Source organism: Serpentinimonas sp. SMBJO2, assembly GCF_056341105.1.
Window position 1 is genome coordinate 2,392,580 of the sequence record NZ_CP150628.1, and the last position, 16,202, is coordinate 2,408,781.

The 16,202-nt window shown below is 68.0% G+C and carries 16 protein-coding genes; 12 read left to right on the forward strand and 4 right to left on the reverse strand.

Annotated elements, in window-relative coordinates:
* Positions 1-14 precede the first annotated feature (14 nt).
* The 3 genes from AAAZ40_RS11125 to AAAZ40_RS11135 all read right to left on the reverse strand — a co-directional run bounded on the left by AAAZ40_RS11125 (position 15) and on the right by AAAZ40_RS11135 (position 2,703).
* Positions 15-1,076 (reverse strand): methyltransferase domain-containing protein, encoded by a 1,062-nt coding sequence (locus AAAZ40_RS11125; protein ID WP_045536218.1) that lies wholly within the window; start codon positions 1,074-1,076, stop codon positions 15-17.
* A gap of 27 nt (positions 1,077-1,103) precedes the next feature.
* Complete coding sequence (locus tag AAAZ40_RS11130) at positions 1,104-1,649, reverse strand: hypothetical protein (RefSeq protein WP_144400314.1); 546 nt, start codon at positions 1,647-1,649, stop codon at positions 1,104-1,106.
* 154 nt (positions 1,650-1,803) lie between these two features.
* A complete protein-coding gene (locus AAAZ40_RS11135) occupies positions 1,804-2,703 on the reverse strand; it encodes a hypothetical protein (protein ID WP_045536222.1) in 900 nt (299 codons plus the stop codon).
* Positions 2,704-2,919: 216 nt separating this feature from the next.
* Between AAAZ40_RS11135 and leuC the strand changes: the two genes are divergently transcribed.
* From leuC to AAAZ40_RS11160, 5 genes are read left to right on the forward strand one after another with little or no spacing between them, the layout of a single operon-like run.
* Positions 2,920-4,341, forward strand: a complete 1,422-nt coding sequence (leuC, locus tag AAAZ40_RS11140) for a 3-isopropylmalate dehydratase large subunit (protein ID WP_476660421.1) — start codon at positions 2,920-2,922, stop codon at positions 4,339-4,341.
* 22 nt (positions 4,342-4,363) lie between these two features.
* Entirely contained in the window at positions 4,364-4,489 is a 126-nt protein-coding gene (locus AAAZ40_RS11145; protein ID WP_052468471.1) for an entericidin A/B family lipoprotein, read from the forward strand.
* A gap of 26 nt (positions 4,490-4,515) precedes the next feature.
* Positions 4,516-5,166 carry a 3-isopropylmalate dehydratase small subunit gene (leuD, locus tag AAAZ40_RS11150; protein WP_476660422.1) on the forward strand — a complete coding sequence of 217 codons (651 nt, stop codon included), beginning with the start codon at positions 4,516-4,518 and terminating at the stop codon, positions 5,164-5,166.
* A gap of 33 nt (positions 5,167-5,199) precedes the next feature.
* The gene (gene leuB / locus AAAZ40_RS11155) at positions 5,200-6,270 is read left to right on the forward strand and encodes a 3-isopropylmalate dehydrogenase (protein WP_476660423.1); all 1,071 of its coding nucleotides are present in this window, start codon (positions 5,200-5,202) and stop codon (positions 6,268-6,270) included.
* Between the two features lie 44 nt (positions 6,271-6,314).
* Positions 6,315-6,932 carry a mechanosensitive ion channel domain-containing protein gene (locus AAAZ40_RS11160; RefSeq protein WP_476660424.1) on the forward strand — a complete coding sequence of 206 codons (618 nt, stop codon included), beginning with the start codon at positions 6,315-6,317 and terminating at the stop codon, positions 6,930-6,932.
* Here the strand turns inward: AAAZ40_RS11160 and AAAZ40_RS11165 are convergent.
* On the reverse strand, positions 6,922-7,314 hold the full coding sequence (locus AAAZ40_RS11165) for a DUF2784 domain-containing protein (RefSeq protein ID WP_476660425.1): 393 nt from the start codon (positions 7,312-7,314) through the stop codon (positions 6,922-6,924). The two genes, AAAZ40_RS11160 and AAAZ40_RS11165, sit on opposite strands and share 11 nt — an antisense overlap.
* Before the next feature lie 286 nt (positions 7,315-7,600).
* Between AAAZ40_RS11165 and asd the strand changes: the two genes are divergently transcribed.
* The 7 genes from asd to accD all read left to right on the forward strand — a co-directional run bounded on the left by asd (position 7,601) and on the right by accD (position 16,191).
* Positions 7,601-8,710, forward strand: coding sequence for an aspartate-semialdehyde dehydrogenase (gene asd / locus AAAZ40_RS11170; RefSeq protein ID WP_476660426.1), 1,110 nt, complete (start codon positions 7,601-7,603; stop codon positions 8,708-8,710).
* 185 nt (positions 8,711-8,895) lie between these two features.
* The gene (locus AAAZ40_RS11175; protein ID WP_476660427.1) at positions 8,896-11,466 is read left to right on the forward strand and encodes a FimV/HubP family polar landmark protein; all 2,571 of its coding nucleotides are present in this window, start codon (positions 8,896-8,898) and stop codon (positions 11,464-11,466) included.
* A 71-nt stretch (positions 11,467-11,537) separates the two neighbouring features.
* Positions 11,538-12,332: a tRNA pseudouridine(38-40) synthase TruA gene (truA, locus tag AAAZ40_RS11180; protein WP_476660428.1), complete on the forward strand. Its 795-nt coding sequence runs from the start codon at positions 11,538-11,540 to the stop codon at positions 12,330-12,332.
* Positions 12,333-12,416: 84 nt separating this feature from the next.
* Positions 12,417-13,142: a phosphoribosylanthranilate isomerase gene (locus AAAZ40_RS11185; RefSeq protein ID WP_476660429.1), complete on the forward strand. Its 726-nt coding sequence runs from the start codon at positions 12,417-12,419 to the stop codon at positions 13,140-13,142.
* Complete coding sequence (trpB, locus tag AAAZ40_RS11190) at positions 13,115-14,383, forward strand: tryptophan synthase subunit beta (protein ID WP_476660430.1); 1,269 nt, start codon at positions 13,115-13,117, stop codon at positions 14,381-14,383. Before AAAZ40_RS11185 ends, trpB begins: the two co-directional genes overlap by 28 nt.
* A complete protein-coding gene (trpA, locus tag AAAZ40_RS11195) occupies positions 14,380-15,270 on the forward strand; it encodes a tryptophan synthase subunit alpha (RefSeq protein ID WP_476660431.1) in 891 nt (296 codons plus the stop codon). Before trpB ends, trpA begins: the two co-directional genes overlap by 4 nt.
* A 42-nt stretch (positions 15,271-15,312) precedes the next feature.
* Complete coding sequence (gene accD, locus AAAZ40_RS11200; protein WP_476660432.1) at positions 15,313-16,191, forward strand: acetyl-CoA carboxylase, carboxyltransferase subunit beta; 879 nt, start codon at positions 15,313-15,315, stop codon at positions 16,189-16,191.
* Positions 16,192-16,202: the final 11 nt, after the last annotated feature.

The following is a 16,202-nucleotide window of genomic DNA, read 5'->3' on the forward strand; positions in this document are numbered from 1 at the left end:
GCGTGATGGCCGTTTCAACAGCAATCGCCGCCGGGCTGGCAGGCGGGGGTTTGCGTCGATTTGTTAGAGCCGCCGATGAATATGAAACTCTGGCTCATCGGGCCGTCCAGGAGGCTTTGGTAGGTCTTGTCGCATACGCTGGTCCGGCTGCCGCGCAGGTATTCATGCTTGTCGTCATCGTGGACGCGGCTGAATGGGCCGCGGTAAATGACTTCTTTGCCGCCGTATATACAGGGACCGGTCACGGGTTTCACCGCCGTCAAGGTGACGGACCGGAATTCAATGCCCTCCAGAACCTGCCAGGCTTCGTCGGTCCATTTGTCGAATGCGAGATCGGTAAATCCCGTGTCGGTGAATACACGCATGAACTCCTGTTCCTGGAATGCGCCCGAAATGCAGTCGGCCCACAGATCGGGGTTCTCCTGCAGGTTCTGCGGCACCTCTTTGTCGCTGACGACGTCGGCGATGGCCACGCGGCCCCCTGGCTTGAGGACGCGGTGGATCTCGCGGATGAGCTGCTGGCGCTCGTCCTTGCCGACCAAGTTCAGCACGCAATTGGAGATCACCAGGTCCACGGAACCGTCCGTGACCGCCGGCGGCGTCTGCCGCAGCCAGTCCTCGTATCGCGCCATGGAGTCACGGTTCGTGATGGGATTGCTGGCGATGAATTTCTCGACCTGCTCGAGGTCGGTTTTCAAATCCTGTATCCGGCATTTAATGAAATCCACCGGCCGAGTGCCGAATGCGATGGCCATGGGGTTTCGGTATTTCCTGGCCAACGCCAGCATGTCGTCGTTGACATCCACACCGATCACGTGTCCGCTCGGGCCGACTAATTGACTGGCCATATAGCACATCTTTCCGGTGCCGGAGCCGAGGTCCAATACGACGTCACCGCTGCGGACATAACGTGACGGGTCTCCGCAGCCATAATCCCGCTCGATGATTTCCTTGGGCAATGCTTCCAATAATCTGGGGTCATAGCTGGTGGGGCAGCATAGATTGGGTTTCGCGATGCGCGCACCTTCAGTATAACGGTCGCGCACAGCGCCCTCCAGGATAGCAGCGTTCTGCATGGGAAATCCTCCGGTTGGAATTGAGTGTCACATCCCCCCACTGGCGGCTGCCCCAGCAGCACCAAAGCTTCCACCAATCACCGCACCAGTCGCAACGTTGCCAAGGAACCTATGGGTATTCCAAGCATGATTTCCACGCCAAACACCAAGCGCAAATCCGCCACCGCCGACCGCCCCGCCAACCAAGCCACCAACAGCAAACGGCGCCAACGCCCCCTTGGTCTCCTCCATCTCCTGCGGCGACAGCACGGCCACCCGCAGCGGCTCATGGCCGGGCACGAACAGCGCTTGCAAGTCGGCCGCGCTGAAGGGCTCTGGTGGCGTCAGCGCCAGCACGGGCAGCTCTGCCGGCAGGGAGCCTGCCGCCACCAGCGCGGGCAATTCTGCCAGCGCCGGCTGTGTGGGCCGCTCAGCCACCAGCTCAGCCACCGCTACCGCTTGCACAGGTTGCAGCGCCAGCACGCCCGGCACTTCTGCGTACAAACCCTCAGCCGCCAGCGCCGGCCCCGCCAACATCCCCGTGGCCGCCAAGGCCAGTGCCCACCTCAGTACCATCCGCTTCATCTTCATCATGATAAACTCCAATTGCATTTTGATGACAAAAAACCGCCTCGGTCTCACCCGAGGCTCCCTTTGGCCCTGCGTCAACAAGGCCAAACCCTTTGAGGCGTGCGCTGTCTGCAGCGCACGCACTCCATTTTTCCCCTGCTTGAAGCTCCGCCTGCCTTCAACCCCCAGTCGCCCGGCGGTTGCCGCTGCGCGCTGCCGCTGCGCCCTGGAAGGTGTAGAGCCAGTTGAGCCGGAACTCGGCCCCGCCGCGCCCCGAGGCATTGAGCTTGAGGGTGCCGTTGAGGGTGTTGCCGCGCGCTATGCCGTAGCCCACTGCCAGCACTAGGTCGGTGGCACTGCGGTCGCTGCCTTGGCGCACGCCGTCGCGCCGGGCAGTGCTGCGGTGCGTCCATTGCACGCCGGTGCTCAGGGTGACGCGGTCGTTCACAGCAAAGCCGACCGATGGGTGCAGCAAGACCAGGTTGCCGGGCTGTAGCTGTTCGCCGCCGTCGCGCCGGCTGCGGTTGAGGCGGTAGGCGCCGGTGAGCGAGAACACGATCGGGTCGATCGCGGTGTAGGTGGTCAGCCCGAGCGTGAGCGCACGCGCATGGGCGTTGGCGGCGCGCTGGCGCTCGAGCACGGCCAGCTCGGCAAAGCCGAGCAGCGCCGGGCCGTTGCGGTCGGGCCGAAACTGGTGGTTCAGGCCCAGCCAGAGGTCGGCCAGACGCCCTTCGCTGTGGCTGCGGCTGATCTGGCCGGGCTCGCTGCTGCGCTGGCGGCTTTGCAGTGCGCTCAGGCGGCCATAGATTTCGGTGTGCTCGCTCAGGCCGTAGCGCAGCCCGAGGCTGGCGACGAAGGTGTCGGAGTTGTCGATCCGCTCGCCGATGGCGGTGGGCAGCAGGACGAAGGTGGCGGCGCCAGTCTGCACTTCGATCGGCTCGCCCGTGGCCACGCCTTGGCGCTCGAGGTTGGCGTAGGTCAGCCCCAAATCCAAGCGCCACTGGCCGCGCTCGGTGATCAGGTCTTCGACCGTCAGAGGCAGATCGGCCCAAGCCGCAGGCGCGGCCAGCAGACCCATGACAAGACATAGCGCACGCCAATTCATAGCACTCCCTGTACCGTTGTTTTTGACAGCGCTACTCTACCCCCCCCCGCGATTTTGCAAGGGGGAAATTGTAACAATTTGTAATAAATGGTCCAACCAAAGGTGCGCAGCAAGCCCCGCGCTGAAGCACTAAAATCAGCCCATCGCCCGGCCCCAAGCGCCGGCCACCACCCCCTCACCAGCGCAACCATGGGACGCACCCTCTACGACAAAATCTGGGACGAGCACGTCGTCCACACCGAGCCCGACGGCACCGCCGTGCTCTACATCGACCGGCACCTGGTGCACGAAGTCACCAGCCCGCAGGCCTTCGAGGGGCTGCGCGAGGCCGGGCGCAAGGTCTGGCGCGTGAGCTCCATCGTGGCCACAGCCGACCACAACACCCCCACCACCGGCTGGGAGCTGGGCTACGAGGGCATCGCCGACCCGATCAGCAAAGAGCAGATCACCACGCTCGACACCAACATCGCCGAGTTCGGTGCGGCCGCTTTCTTCCCGTTCATGCACCCACGCCAGGGCATCGTGCACGTGGTGGGGCCGGAAAACGGCGCCACCCTGCCGGGCATGACCGTGGTCTGCGGCGACTCGCACACCTCGACCCACGGCGCCTTTGGCGCGCTGGCGCACGGCATCGGCACCAGCGAAGTCGAGCACGTGCTGGCCACGCAGACGCTGCTGGCCAAAAAAGCGCGCAACCTGCTCATCCGCGTCGAGGGCCAGTTGCCCCGGGGCTGCGGCGCCAAAGACATTGTGCTGGCCATCATCGGCCGCATCGGCACGGCGGGCGGCACCGGCTACACGATCGAGTTTGGCGGCAGCGCCATCCGCGCGCTCTCGATCGAAGGCCGCATGACGGTGTGCAACATGGCGATCGAGGCCGGTGCCCGCGCTGGCTTGGTGGCCGTGGACGACAAAACCATCGCCTACCTGCAAGGCCGTGCGCTGGCGCCCACGGGCCTGGAGTGGGAGCAGGCCGTGGCCAGCTGGCGCACCCTGCATTCCGACCCCGACGCGGTGTTTGACGCCATGGTCGAGCTCGACGCGGCGCAGATCGCGCCCCAAGTGACATGGGGCACCTCGCCCGAGATGGTGCTGCCGATCACGGCGTGCGTGCCCGACCCCGACCAGATCAAAGACGCCAACCAACGCGCCGCCACCGAGCGCGCGCTGCACTACATGGGCCTGCAGCCGGGCAAGGCGCTGGCCGACATCCACATCGACAAGGTGTTCATCGGCTCGTGCACCAACAGCCGCATCGAAGATTTGCGCCAAGCCGCCGAGGTGGTGCAAAAGCTGGGACTGAAGGTGGCGCGCAACGTGCGCCAGGCGCTGGTGGTGCCCGGTTCGGGCTTGGTCAAGGCGCAGGCCGAACGCGAAGGGCTGCACGAGATTTTTCGCGCCGCCGGCTTTGAGTGGCGCGAACCCGGCTGCAGCATGTGCTTGGCGATGAACGCCGACCGGCTCGAACCCGGCGAGCGCTGCGCCAGCACCAGCAACCGCAACTTTGAAGGCCGCCAAGGCGCCGGTGGCCGCACGCACCTCGTCAGCCCAGCCATGGCAGCGGCAGCGGCCATCCACGGCCATTTCGTCGATGTCCGCACCCTCGCCTGAATGCTTATCCAGGAGTTTTGCCATGAAAACCTTCCTCACCCTGCTGCTGTTGAGCGCCAGCCTGGCCTTGGGCGGCTGCGCCACCGTCGCCGGCATCGGCAAAGACGTGCAACGCGGCGGCCAGATCATCCAAGACGCCGCCCGCTGAGCGGCGCCCACACCCCTTACGCTCCGATGCAAGCCTTCACCGTACACCAGGGCCTGGTGGCCCCGATCGACCGCGAAAACGTCGATACCGACGCCATCATCCCCAAGCAGTTCCTCAAATCCATCCGCAAGACCGGCTTTGGCCCGAATCTGTTCGACGAGTGGCGCTACCTCGACGTCGGCCAGCCGGGGCAAGACCCGGCCAGCCGGCGCCCCAACCCCGACTTCGTGCTGAACCAACCGCGCTATGCCGGGGCGTCGATTTTGCTGGCGCGCAAAAACTTTGGCTGCGGCTCCAGCCGCGAGCACGCGCCCTGGGCGATCGAGCAGTACGGCTTTCGGGCCCTGATCGCACCCAGCTTTGCCGACATCTTCTTCAACAACTGCTTCAAAAACGGCCTGCTGCCGATCGTGCTCCCCGAAGCCACCGTGGCCCGCCTGTTCGACGCCGTGCACGCCTTTGCCGGCTACCGCCTGACCATCGACCTGCCGCGCCAGTGCATCGTGCTGCCGCAGGGCGAAGAAATCGCTTTCGAGGTCAACCCCTTTCGCAAGCACTGCCTGCTCAACGGCCTTGACGACATCGGCCTGACGCTGCGCCACGCCGACACCATCCGCAGCTTCGAGGCCCAGCGCCTGGCGGCCAAACCGTGGCTGGCGCGCACCTGGCTGGGTTAAGCCCTCGTTGCCACTCTGTTACCCTACCCCTCCATGAAAATCGCAGTCCTCCCCGGTGACGGCATCGGCACCGAAATCGTCGCCCAAGCGCTCAGCGTGTTGCAGGCGCTGGGTTTGCCGTTCGAGTTCGAGCACGCCGCCGTGGGCGGTGCCGCCTACGAGGCGCACGGCCACCCGCTGCCCGAGGCCACGCTCAAGCTGGCGCAGCAGGCCGACGCGGTGTTGTTCGGCGCCGTGGGCGACTGGAAATACGACCGGCTCGAGCGCCACCTGCGGCCCGAGCAGGCCATTCTGGGGCTGCGCAAGCACCTGGGGCTGTTTGCCAACTTCCGCCCTGCCATCTGCTACCCGCAGTTGGTGGCGGCCTCCAGCCTCAAGCCCGAGCTGGTCGCCGGGCTCGACATCCTGATCATCCGCGAGCTCACCGGCGACATCTACTTCGGCCAGCCGCGCGGCCGCCGCAGCGCCCCCGACGGCCCCTTTGCCGGCAGCGAAGAAGCCTTCGACACCATGCGCTACAGCCGGCCCGAGATCGAGCGCATCGCCCACGTGGCCTTCAAGGCCGCGCGCCAGCGCAACCAAAAGGTCACCAGCGTGGACAAGGCCAACGTGCTCGAGACCTTCCAGTTCTGGAAGGACGTGGTCAGCGCCGTGCACGCCGACTACCCCGACGTGGCGCTGGAGCACATGTACGTGGACAACGCCGCGATGCAGTTGGTCAAGCGCCCCAAGGCTTTTGACGTGATCGTCACCGGCAACATGTTTGGCGACATTTTGTCCGACGAAGCCTCGATGCTCACCGGCTCGATCGGCATGTTGCCTTCGGCCAGCCTGAACGAGCGCGGCCAGGGCCTGTACGAGCCCAGCCACGGCAGCGCGCCCGACATCGCCGGCCAAGGCGTGGCCAACCCGTTGGCCACGATTTTGAGCGCGGCCATGATGCTGCGCTTCTCGCTCGGCCAGCCCGAGGCTGCGGCGCGCATCGAGGCTGCGGTGCAAACCGTGCTCGAGCAAGGCCTGCGCACGCCCGACCTGATGGCCCCCGGCTGCACCCGCGTCGGCACGGCGCAGATGGGCGCGGCGGTGCGGGCGGCGCTGGGCTGATCCAAGCTCCCTAATTCCAGCCAGCTCCACCGGTGTTAGTCTCTATGCAAATGCTGCCGCAGTGGCTGTACCCTTGGGTGCCCAGCATCGTGCTCGGTGCGCAGATCACCCTGCTCATCGTGGGTGCGTGGCTGCTGCGCGCCCTGTTTGGGCGCTTGGTGCGGAGTACCAGCACGCGCCATGGGCTGCCACCCGAGTTTACGTTTGTCGCCTTGCTCGCGGGCAAGATCGTGATCTACGGTGCCGCCATGTTGCTGGTGCTCGACCGCCTGGGGGTTTCGGCCACCGTGCTCTGGACCGCGTTCACCGGCTTTGCGGCCGTGGCGGCGGTGGCCTTTTTTGCCGCCTGGAGCGTGCTGTCCAACATTTTTTGCAGTTTTTTGATCTTTGTTACCGGCATCGTGCGCTTGCACGACCACATCGAAGTCGTGGAAAACGGCCAAACCGCTGGGCTCAGGGGCCAAGTGATCGACATCAATCTGATCTACACCACGGTGCAGGAACACAGCGCCGACGGCCCGGGCTCGACCCTGAAGTTTCCAAACAGCATGTTTTTTCAACGCATCACGCGCACTTGGCCGGGCGAGCCGCCCGCGCCAGTGGTCGCGCCCACGGGCGCCGGTGCCGCCTCCCAGCCGCCCAGCGGCGGCGCTACGCCCTAATTGCACCCCCCGGGGGCCGGCGGCGCCAGCGCCTCCAGACCCACGCATAAATCACGCCGTTGAACCCCAGCACCAGCGCCCCGAGCAGGTATTGCAGCTCGCGCGTCAGGCCTGCGGGGTAGATCACGGCCAGCAAGTAGTGCTCGATGAAGCCGCCCGGGGCCATGCCGGCCTGGCCGGCCTGGAGCCGGAAATGGTTTTCGATGTCGGTGAGCGGGCACGGCGCCCCGGCGATCATGACAAAAAACGCCCAAGCCGCGCACGGCAGCTGCAGCCACGGCACCCAGCGCCACCACAGCGCCAGCACGGCCCCGAACACCGAAAAGACGATGTAGAGCAGGTGCAGGCTCATGACCGCCTCGGCCGCGATTTGGTACCCCATGGCAGCTTTGCTCCAGACGAAAAAGGCCCTCAAAACCCGCGTGCGCAGCAGAGCAACGCACCGGGCGCCATCGGCTAGAATGTACGACCATGTTTGCCGCCCAATCGTTCACCTCGAGCCACGCCATCGCCACCCCGGCGCGGGTGTGGGCGCGCGCAATCGTCAAAACCACGACCGGCTAGACCCCAGCCCGGTTCGTCGCGCGCCCCCACCCGGCCAGACGAGCCGGGCAGGACGGTACCCGGGGTCTGGATCCGTATTTCTGTAACCTGAAAGGGCGTTCGTCATGAGCAAGTTGGTAGGTCTGGTGGGCTGGCGCGGCATGGTTGGCTCGGTGTTGATGGATCGCATGACCGCCGAAGGCGACTTCGCGCTCATCGACCCGGTGTTCTTTTCCACCTCCAACGCCGGCGGCGCTGCCCCGGCGCAGGCCCAAAGCCAGCGCACGCTGCAAGACGCCAACGACCTGGCCGCCCTGGCGCGCTGCGACATCGTCCTCACCTGCCAGGGCGGCGACTACACCAAAGCCGTGTACCCGCAGCTGCGCGCCAGCGGCTGGCGCGGGCACTGGATCGACGCCGCCTCGGCGCTGCGCATGGAACCCGAGGCCGTGATCGTGCTCGACCCGGTCAACGAGGGCCTGATCCGCCAGCGCCTGGCTGCGGGCGGGCGCGACTGGATCGGCGGCAACTGCACCAACTCGATTTTGCTCATGGGCCTGTGCGGCCTGTTCCGCGCCGGCCTGGTGGAGTGGGTCAGCTCCATGACCTACCAAGCGGCATCGGGCGGCGGTGCCAACCACATGCGCGAACTGCTGCAAGGCATGGGCGTGTGTCACGCCGCCGTGGCCGCCGATCTGGCCAACCCGGCCAGCGCCATTCTGGACATCGACCGCAAAGTGGCGCACGCCATCCGCACCGAGGTGCCGCGCGCCTACTTCGGCGCCCCGCTGGCCGGCGGCCTGATCCCGTGGATCGACGCGCAGCTCGACAACGGCCAGTCCAAAGAAGAATGGAAAGGGCAGGCCGAGGTCAACAAAATCCTGGGCACGACCCAGGCCATCCCGGTCGATGGCCTGTGCGTGCGCATCGGCGCCATGCGCTGCCACAGCCTGGCGCTCACGCTCAAGCTCACGCACGACCTGCCGCTGGCCGAAATCGAAGCCCTGATCCGAGGCGGCAACCCCTGGGTCAAATGGGTACCCAACGAGCGCCCGGCCAGCGTCGCCGAGCTCACGCCGGCGGCCATCACCGGCGGCCTGCAGGTGGGCGTGGGCCGGGTGCGCAAGCTCAACATGGGGCCGCAGTACCTGTCGGCATTCGTGATCGGCGACCAGTTGCTGTGGGGCGCGGCCGAGCCGCTGCGGCGCATGCTGCGCATTCTGCTGGTGGCTTAAGGGCATGGCGGCAAGGGGAATATCCAATCTGTTGCACCAGTGCAACGCCAACCCCCGGCCTTGATGCCATTTGGGCTCCAGATTTGCTTCGGGTTGCTTCTGAGCTTGTGTATGCAAGCGCTTGATGTTATGGTCGAACAGCTTTGAAAATGACAGAGGTGTCTGTGCCGAATCGCCCTTCAGAAATGCACCCCCCGGGACCTGCCGCCCTGGCCACCGACAACCCCCCTGCGCCACCCCATCGGCTGCGCTGGCGCTCGGTGGCGAGCGCGGCGGCCTTGGTGGCGGCCTTGGCGGTGCCGACCAGCCAGGCCTGGGCCGTGGCGCTGGGAGGGGTGACGGTGCAATCGCAACTGGGCGAGCCGCTGCGCGCCGAGATCGACTTGCCCCAGCTCAGCGCCCAAGACGCGGCCACTTTGCAAGCCAGCGTGGCGGCGCCCGAGCGCTTTCAGGCGCTCAACCTGAACTTCAACCCAGCCTTGGCCGATGTGCGGTTTCAACTGGTCACGCTGCCCGACGGCCGCAGTGTCTTACGCCTGAGCAGCAGCGCCGCCATCAACGAACCCTTCCTCGATTTGCTGGTGCAGGCCAACTGGGCCAATGGGCAGTTGCTGCGTGGCTACACCCTGTTGTTCGATCCGCCCAATTTGCGCCCGGCGCTGGCGCCGGAACCGCTGCCACCGGTGGCGCTCGTGCCCCCTCCTGCCGCTCCTGCTGCGGCCCCGACAGCACCGCCTGCGCCATCGGTGACCGAGGTGCGTCCGGCCGTGCCACTGCCCCCGGCCGCCCCGGCGGTCGCCGCCCCCGCGCGACCCCGCGCCCAAGCCCCTGCCGCCGACCCCACCCCTGCGTCGATCACCGTGCGGCGTGGCGATACCGCCGGCCGCATCGCGCAGGCGCACCTGCCCGGCGGGGTGTCGCTCGATCAGATGTTGGTGGCGCTGCTGCGCGCCAACCCACAAGCGTTCATCGGCGACAATGTCAACCGGCTGCGCGCTGGCGCGGTGCTCGACCTGCCCAGCGCCGAAGCGGCCAGCGCCACCCCCGCCCGAGAGGCACGCCGCATCGTGCAAGCCCACAGCCGCGATTTCAACGAATTCCGGCGTCGGCTGGCCGCATTGGCCCCGGCCCAAGCGGCACCCGAAGCCACCCGCGCTGCGGCCGGTGCGGTGCAGGCCGAAGTCACCGACCCACGCCCCGCTGCCACCGCACAAGACCGCCTGACGCTCGAGCGCGGCGCCTTGCCCGGGGCCGCGCTCGACCAGTTGGCCCAAGCGCGGCAGCAGCAGGCCACGCAGCAGCAAATCACCGAAGTCGAGCGCAACCTGCAAGAGCTCGAGCGCCTGCGCCAGGCTGCGCAAGCGCCTGCAGCGGCGCCTGTGCCGGCCCCAGCAACCCCGGCCCCCGCCGACGCCACGCCAGCGGCGGCCGCAACCGCGCAAGCACCCGCACCGGCCGCACCGGCCCTCGAGGCCCCGGCACTGGCGGCAGCGCCTGTTCCAGCGGCCCCGGCGGCCGACCCTCCAGCCCCTGCGGCCCCGCCAGCGCCCCCACCGGCCGACGTGGCTGCACCCGGTTTGCTTCAGACCCTCACCACCCACCCCTTGGCGCTGCCCGCAGCGGGCGGTGCCGCAGCCTTGCTGTTGCTGGGGCTGCTGGCCGCGCGCATCCGCAGCCGCCGACAGCAAGCTCAAACCGCCCTGGCCGACCGGGACGACCCGCAATCGGAGCCGGCGAGCGGTGCGCTGGCCGATGCACCCGCCGATGCGCCAGCGACCTCGATGATGTATTCGCCCAGCCAGCTCGATGCCGGTGGCGACGTCGATGCCGTGGCCGAAGCCGAGGTGTACCTGGCTTATGGCCGCGAGAAGCAGGCCGAAGACATTTTGCTCGAAGCCATCCGCCTGCACCCCGAGCGCCTGCCCGCGCACCTCAAGCTGCTCGAAATTTACGGTCAACGGCGCGACCTGCCCGCCTTCCACGCCGCCGCCCAGACCCTGCACCAGGTGAGCGGCGGCACTGGCGATGCGTGGGAGCAGGCGCGCGAGGCCGGCCAGTTGCTCGACCCCGACAACCCCTTGTACCAACTGGTGCCAAGCAGCACCCCTTCGAGCAGCCCCCCTTCGAGCAGCGCCCCTGCAACCGACGCCGCATCGAACGCAGACCACCCGGCAGCAGCAGCCCCCGATTTCGACTTGGGGTTTGCAGACTCGGTCTCGGGGCCGGCATCCCGCTCCGGCCCGGCGACCAGCCCGGGCCCCGCCTCGCGGCAAACCGCCGCCGACGAGGAACTCGAGGCCCTGCTCACCGGCACCCGCAAGCCCACCACCCCAGCCACCGACCTGGCTTTTGATTTCGACTTCGAACAAACCCCTGCAGCGGCATCCCCACCCGCCACCGCTGCGCCAGCCACGCAAGCTGCGCCGGTTGCGGCTGCCCCTGCGCTCGACATCGACTTCGACCTCGACCTCGACCTCGACACCGCACCCGCCACCCAGAAGCCGCCGGCCACCCCGCCTGCTGCGGCCAACGCCGCAACCGCCTTGCCCAGCAGCGTGCAAGAGCTGTCGCTGGACCTCGAGCTGGACGCCGAACCCTCGGGGGCCGACCCGCTCGAGACCAAGCTGTCGCTGGCGCAAGAGTTCGACGCCATCGGCGACACCGACGGCGCGCGCTCGCTGGCGCTGGAGGTCGAGTCCGAGGCCACCGGCGCGCTCAAAGAGCGGGCCCGGGCCTTCTTGGCGCAGCTGGGCTAAGTCCCTCAAGCTCCCCAAAGCTCCCCAAAGCTCCCCTAAGCCCCCGCACCCACCGCAGAAAGCCCACACCTTTGCGCCTCGCGCTCGGACTCAGTTACTCGGGTAGCGCCTACCAGGGCTGGCAGAGCCAAGCCAGCGGCCAAACGGTGCAAGACCACTTGCAGGCGGCGCTGGCGACCTTCACCGCCGCCCCGGCCGTGAGCACCCTGTGCGCCGGGCGCACCGACGCCGGCGTGCACGCCCTGATGCAGGTGGTGCACTTCGACACCCCGATCGAGCGCCCGCTGCACGCCTGGGTGCGCGGCTGCAACCGCTACCTGCCGCCCGACATCGCCATCCAGTGGGCGCAGGTGGTGCCGGCCACCTTTCACGCCCGCGCCAGTGCGCTGGCGCGGCGTTACGTCTATGTGCTGCTCGAATCGGCCGTGCGCCCGAGCCTAGAACACGGCCGCGCCGGCTGGGTGTTTCGGCCACTGTCGTTGCCCGACCTGCAGGCGGGGGCGGCGCACCTGCTGGGCCGACACGACTTCACGAGCTTTCGCGCCTCCAGCTGCCAGGCGCTCTCGCCCGTCAAGCACCTGCGCCGGCTCGATATTTCGCGCCACGGCGCCTACTGGCGCTTCGAGTTCGAGGCCGACGCCTTTTTGCACCACATGGTGCGCAACCTCATGGGCTGCCTGCTGGCCGTGGGCCAGGGTTTGCACGCGCCCGACTGGATCGCGGACGTGCTGGCGGCGCGCAGCCGCGCCGTCGCTGCGCCCACCTTCGCCCCCGACGGGCTGTATTTTCTGGGCCCGGTCTATGCGCCGCACTGGGGCCTGCCAGACCGGGTGCCGGGGCTGGACTGGTTGCCCCAAAGCCCCTAGTTGTCGCTTGCATCCCCGCCTGCTCCCATCTTTGCTCCCATCTTTGCTCCCACCTTTGCCACCCCCGCAGATAGCGCCCGTCCCATGCCACACCGCACCCGCATCAAAATCTGTGGCCTCACCCGCCCGTCTGACCTGCACTGCGCCGCCGCCGCCGGGGCCGACGCCGTGGGCTTCGTGCTCTACCCGCCCAGCGCGCGCGCGCTCACGCCGGCGCAGGCGGGCGCGCTGGCGCGGCTGCTGCCGCCCTTTATCACGCCGGTGCTGCTCTACGTCAACCCCAGCGCCGCCGAGGTGCAGGCCGGTTTGGCAGAGGTGCCCCACGCGCTGCTGCAGTTTCATGGCGACGAATCGCCCGCCCAATGCCAGGCGCTGGCCCAAGGCCGGCCCTATCTGCGCGCAGCGCGCATCCCGCTGAGCGCCGACGCGGCGCGCTTCGATCTTCTAGAATACGCCGAACAACACGCTGGCGCACAAGCGCTGTTGCTCGACGCCCAAGTGCCGGGCTACGGCGGCGCCGGGCATTCTTTTGACTGGACGGCATTCGATTGGTCACACCCCGCACTAAACGCCAGCTCTCGCCTCGTTTTGTCTGGTGGACTCACGCCTGCAAACGTGGCCGATGGCGTGCGCCTGCTGCGCCCGTGGGCGGTTGATGTGAGCTCCGGCGTCGAGGCCGGGCGCGGCATCAAGTGCCCCGATTTGATCGCCCGCTTCGTCGCCGCTGTGCGCTTGGCCGATACGGCCCTTGCCGCACCCCAGCCCCTCACATCCCCACCGTCATGTCCACCGCCACCGCAACTGCCCTAGCACCCACCAGCAGCCCCCCCTACCAGCAACCCGACGCCAGCGGTCACTTCGGCCCCTACGGCGGCAGCTTTGTCAGCGAAACCCTCACCCACGCCCTGTCCGAGTTGCGCGAGGCCTACGCCCGCACCCAGCACGATCCCGAGTTCCAGCGCGAATTCCGCTACGAACTGGCGCACTTCGTCGGCCGGCCCTCACCCATCTACCACGCGGCGCGCACCAGCCGCGAGCTGGGCGGGGCGCAGATCTTCCTCAAGCGCGAAGACCTCAACCACACCGGCGCGCACAAAATCAACAACGTCATCGGCCAAGCCATGCTGGCGCGGCGCATGGGCAAAGCGCGCATCATCGCCGAGACCGGCGCCGGCCAGCACGGCGTGGCCACCGCCACCATCTGCGCCCGCTACGGGCTCGAGTGCGTGATTTATATGGGCGCCGAAGACCTCAAGCGCCAGCTGCCCAACGTCTATCGCATGAAGCTGCTGGGCGCCACCGTGGTGCCGGTGACGTCGGGCAGCCAGACCCTCAAAGACGCGCTCAACGAAGCCATGCGCGACTGGGTCACGAACGTCGAGCACACCTTCTACCTCATCGGCACCGTGGCCGGGCCGCACCCCTACCCGATGATGGTGCGCGATTTCCAGTGCGTGATCGGCGAAGAATGCCTGCAGCAGATGCCCACCCTGCTGCGCGAGCTCGGCCTGCCGGGCAACGGCGCCGAATTGCAACCCGACGTGGTGCTGGCCTGCGTGGGCGGCGGCAGCAACGCGATCGGGATTTTCCACCCCTACATCGACCACCCGCACACGCGCCTGATCGGCGTCGAGGCCGCCGGTGAAGGGCTCGAGAGCGGCCGCCACGCCGCCTCGCTGCAAAAGGGGCTGCCCGGCGTGCTGCACGGCAACCGCAGCTACGTGCTGCAAGACGAAGACGGCCAGATCATCGAGACCCACAGCGTCAGCGCCGGGCTGGACTACCCCGGCGTCGGCCCCGAGCACGCCTGGCTCAAAGACAGCGGCCGCGCCAGCTACGTGGGCATCACCGACGCACAGGCGCTGGCCGCCTTTCACCGCCTGTGCCGCCACGAGGGCATCATCCCGGCGCTCGAATCCAGCCACGCGCTGGCCTACGCCTTCGAGCTCGCCCCCACCCTGCGCCCCGATCAATCGATCCTCGTCAACCTCTCGGGCCGCGGCGACAAAGACCTCGGCACCGTATCCGACCTCGCAGGGGTGCACGCATGAGCCGCATCGAAGCCACCTTCCGCCGCCTGCAGGGCCAGCGCCGCAAAGCCCTGATCCCCTACGTGACGGCGGGCTTCCCGCAGGCCGACATCACGCCCGCCCTGATGCAGGCGCTGGTGCAGGGCGGGGCCGACATCATCGAGCTCGGCGTGCCGTTCTCGGACCCGATGGCCGACGGCCCGGTGATCCAGCAAGCCGGCGAACGGGCGCTGCGCGCCGGCGTCGGGCTGCTGCAGGTGCTGGAGATGGTGCGCGCCTTTCGCGCCCACGACCGCCTCACGCCCGTGGTGCTGATGGGCTACGCCAACCCGGTGGAGCGCTACGAACTCAAGCACGGCGCCGGCGCCTTTGCGCGCGACGCCGCCGCCGCTGGCGTCGATGGCGTGCTGATCGTCGATTACCCGCCCGAGGAGTGCCAGGCTTTTGCCACCGCCCTGAAGGCGCAGGGGCTGGATCTGATCTTTTTGCTCGCCCCCACCAGCAGCGAGGCGCGCATGGCCGAAGTCGGGCGCGTGGCCAGCGGCTACGTCTATTACGTGTCGCTCAAGGGCGTGACCGGGGCCGGGCACCTGGACACCGCCGCCGTCGAGGCGATGCTGCCGCGCATACGCCGGCACGTGCGCATTCCGGTGGGCGTGGGCTTTGGCATCCGCGACGCCGCCAGCGCCTGCGCCGTGGGCCGCAGCGCCGACGCCGTGGTGATCGGCACCCGGCTGATCCAACTGCTCGACAGCGCCCCCCCCGAACAGGCTGGGACCGTGGCCTGCGCCTTCATGGCTGAGCTGCGGCAGGCGCTCGACGGGCTCGAGGGCGGCGGCGTGGCGGGCGGCGGGGCTGGCGGGGCTGGCGGCCCGGTGGCGCTGGCGCCTGCGGGCAATCGGGGATAATCAGCGCCGTCGCAGCCCCCAAGATCCGCAAGGAAAGCCCGCATGTCCTGGCTCGAAAAACTGCTCCCGCCCAAAATCCAGCGCGCCGACCCCGCCGAGCGCCGCAGCATGCCCGAGGGGCTGTGGCTCAAGTGCCCCAGCTGCGAGGCCGTGCTCTACAAAAGCGACCTCGAGAAAAACCTCAATGTCTGCCCGCACTGCGCGCACCACCACCGCATCGGCGCGCGCGCGCGCCTCAACGCCTTTCTGGATGCCGAAGGCCGCTACGAAATCGGGCAAGAGGTGCTGCCCGTGGATGCGCTCAAGTTCAAGGACAGCCGCAAATACCCCGAGCGGCTCAAGGAGGCGCTGGAGAACACCGGCGAGACCGACGCCCTGATCGTCATCGGCGGTGCGGTGCAGGGCATCGACCTGGTCGCGGCCTGCTTCGAGTTCGACTTCATGGGCGGCTCCATGGGCTCGGTGGTGGGCGAGCGCTTCGTGCGCGGCGTGGAGGCCGCGATCGAGCAAAAAGTGCCCTTCGTGTGCTTCACCGCCACCGGCGGCGCGCGCATGCAGGAAGGCTTGCTCAGCCTGCTGCAAATGGCCAAAACCAACGCCGCGCTCACGCGCCTGGCCAAGCGCGGGCTGCCCTACATCAGCGTGCTCACCGACCCGACCATGGGCGGCGTGAGCGCGGGCTTTGCCTTTGTTGGCGACGTGGTGATCGCCGAACCCAAGGCGCTGATCGGCTTTGCCGGCCCGCGCGTGATTGAAAACACGGTGCGCGTCAAGCTGCCCGAAGGCTTTCAGCGCGCCGAGTTTCTGCTCGCCAAGGGCGCGCTCGACCTCATCTGCGACCGGCGCGAGCTGCGCCCCACCGTCGCCAACCTGCTGGCCATGCTGCAGCGCCAGAGCGCCGACGCGGTGCTGCCGGCCTGAAGCTGCTGGCG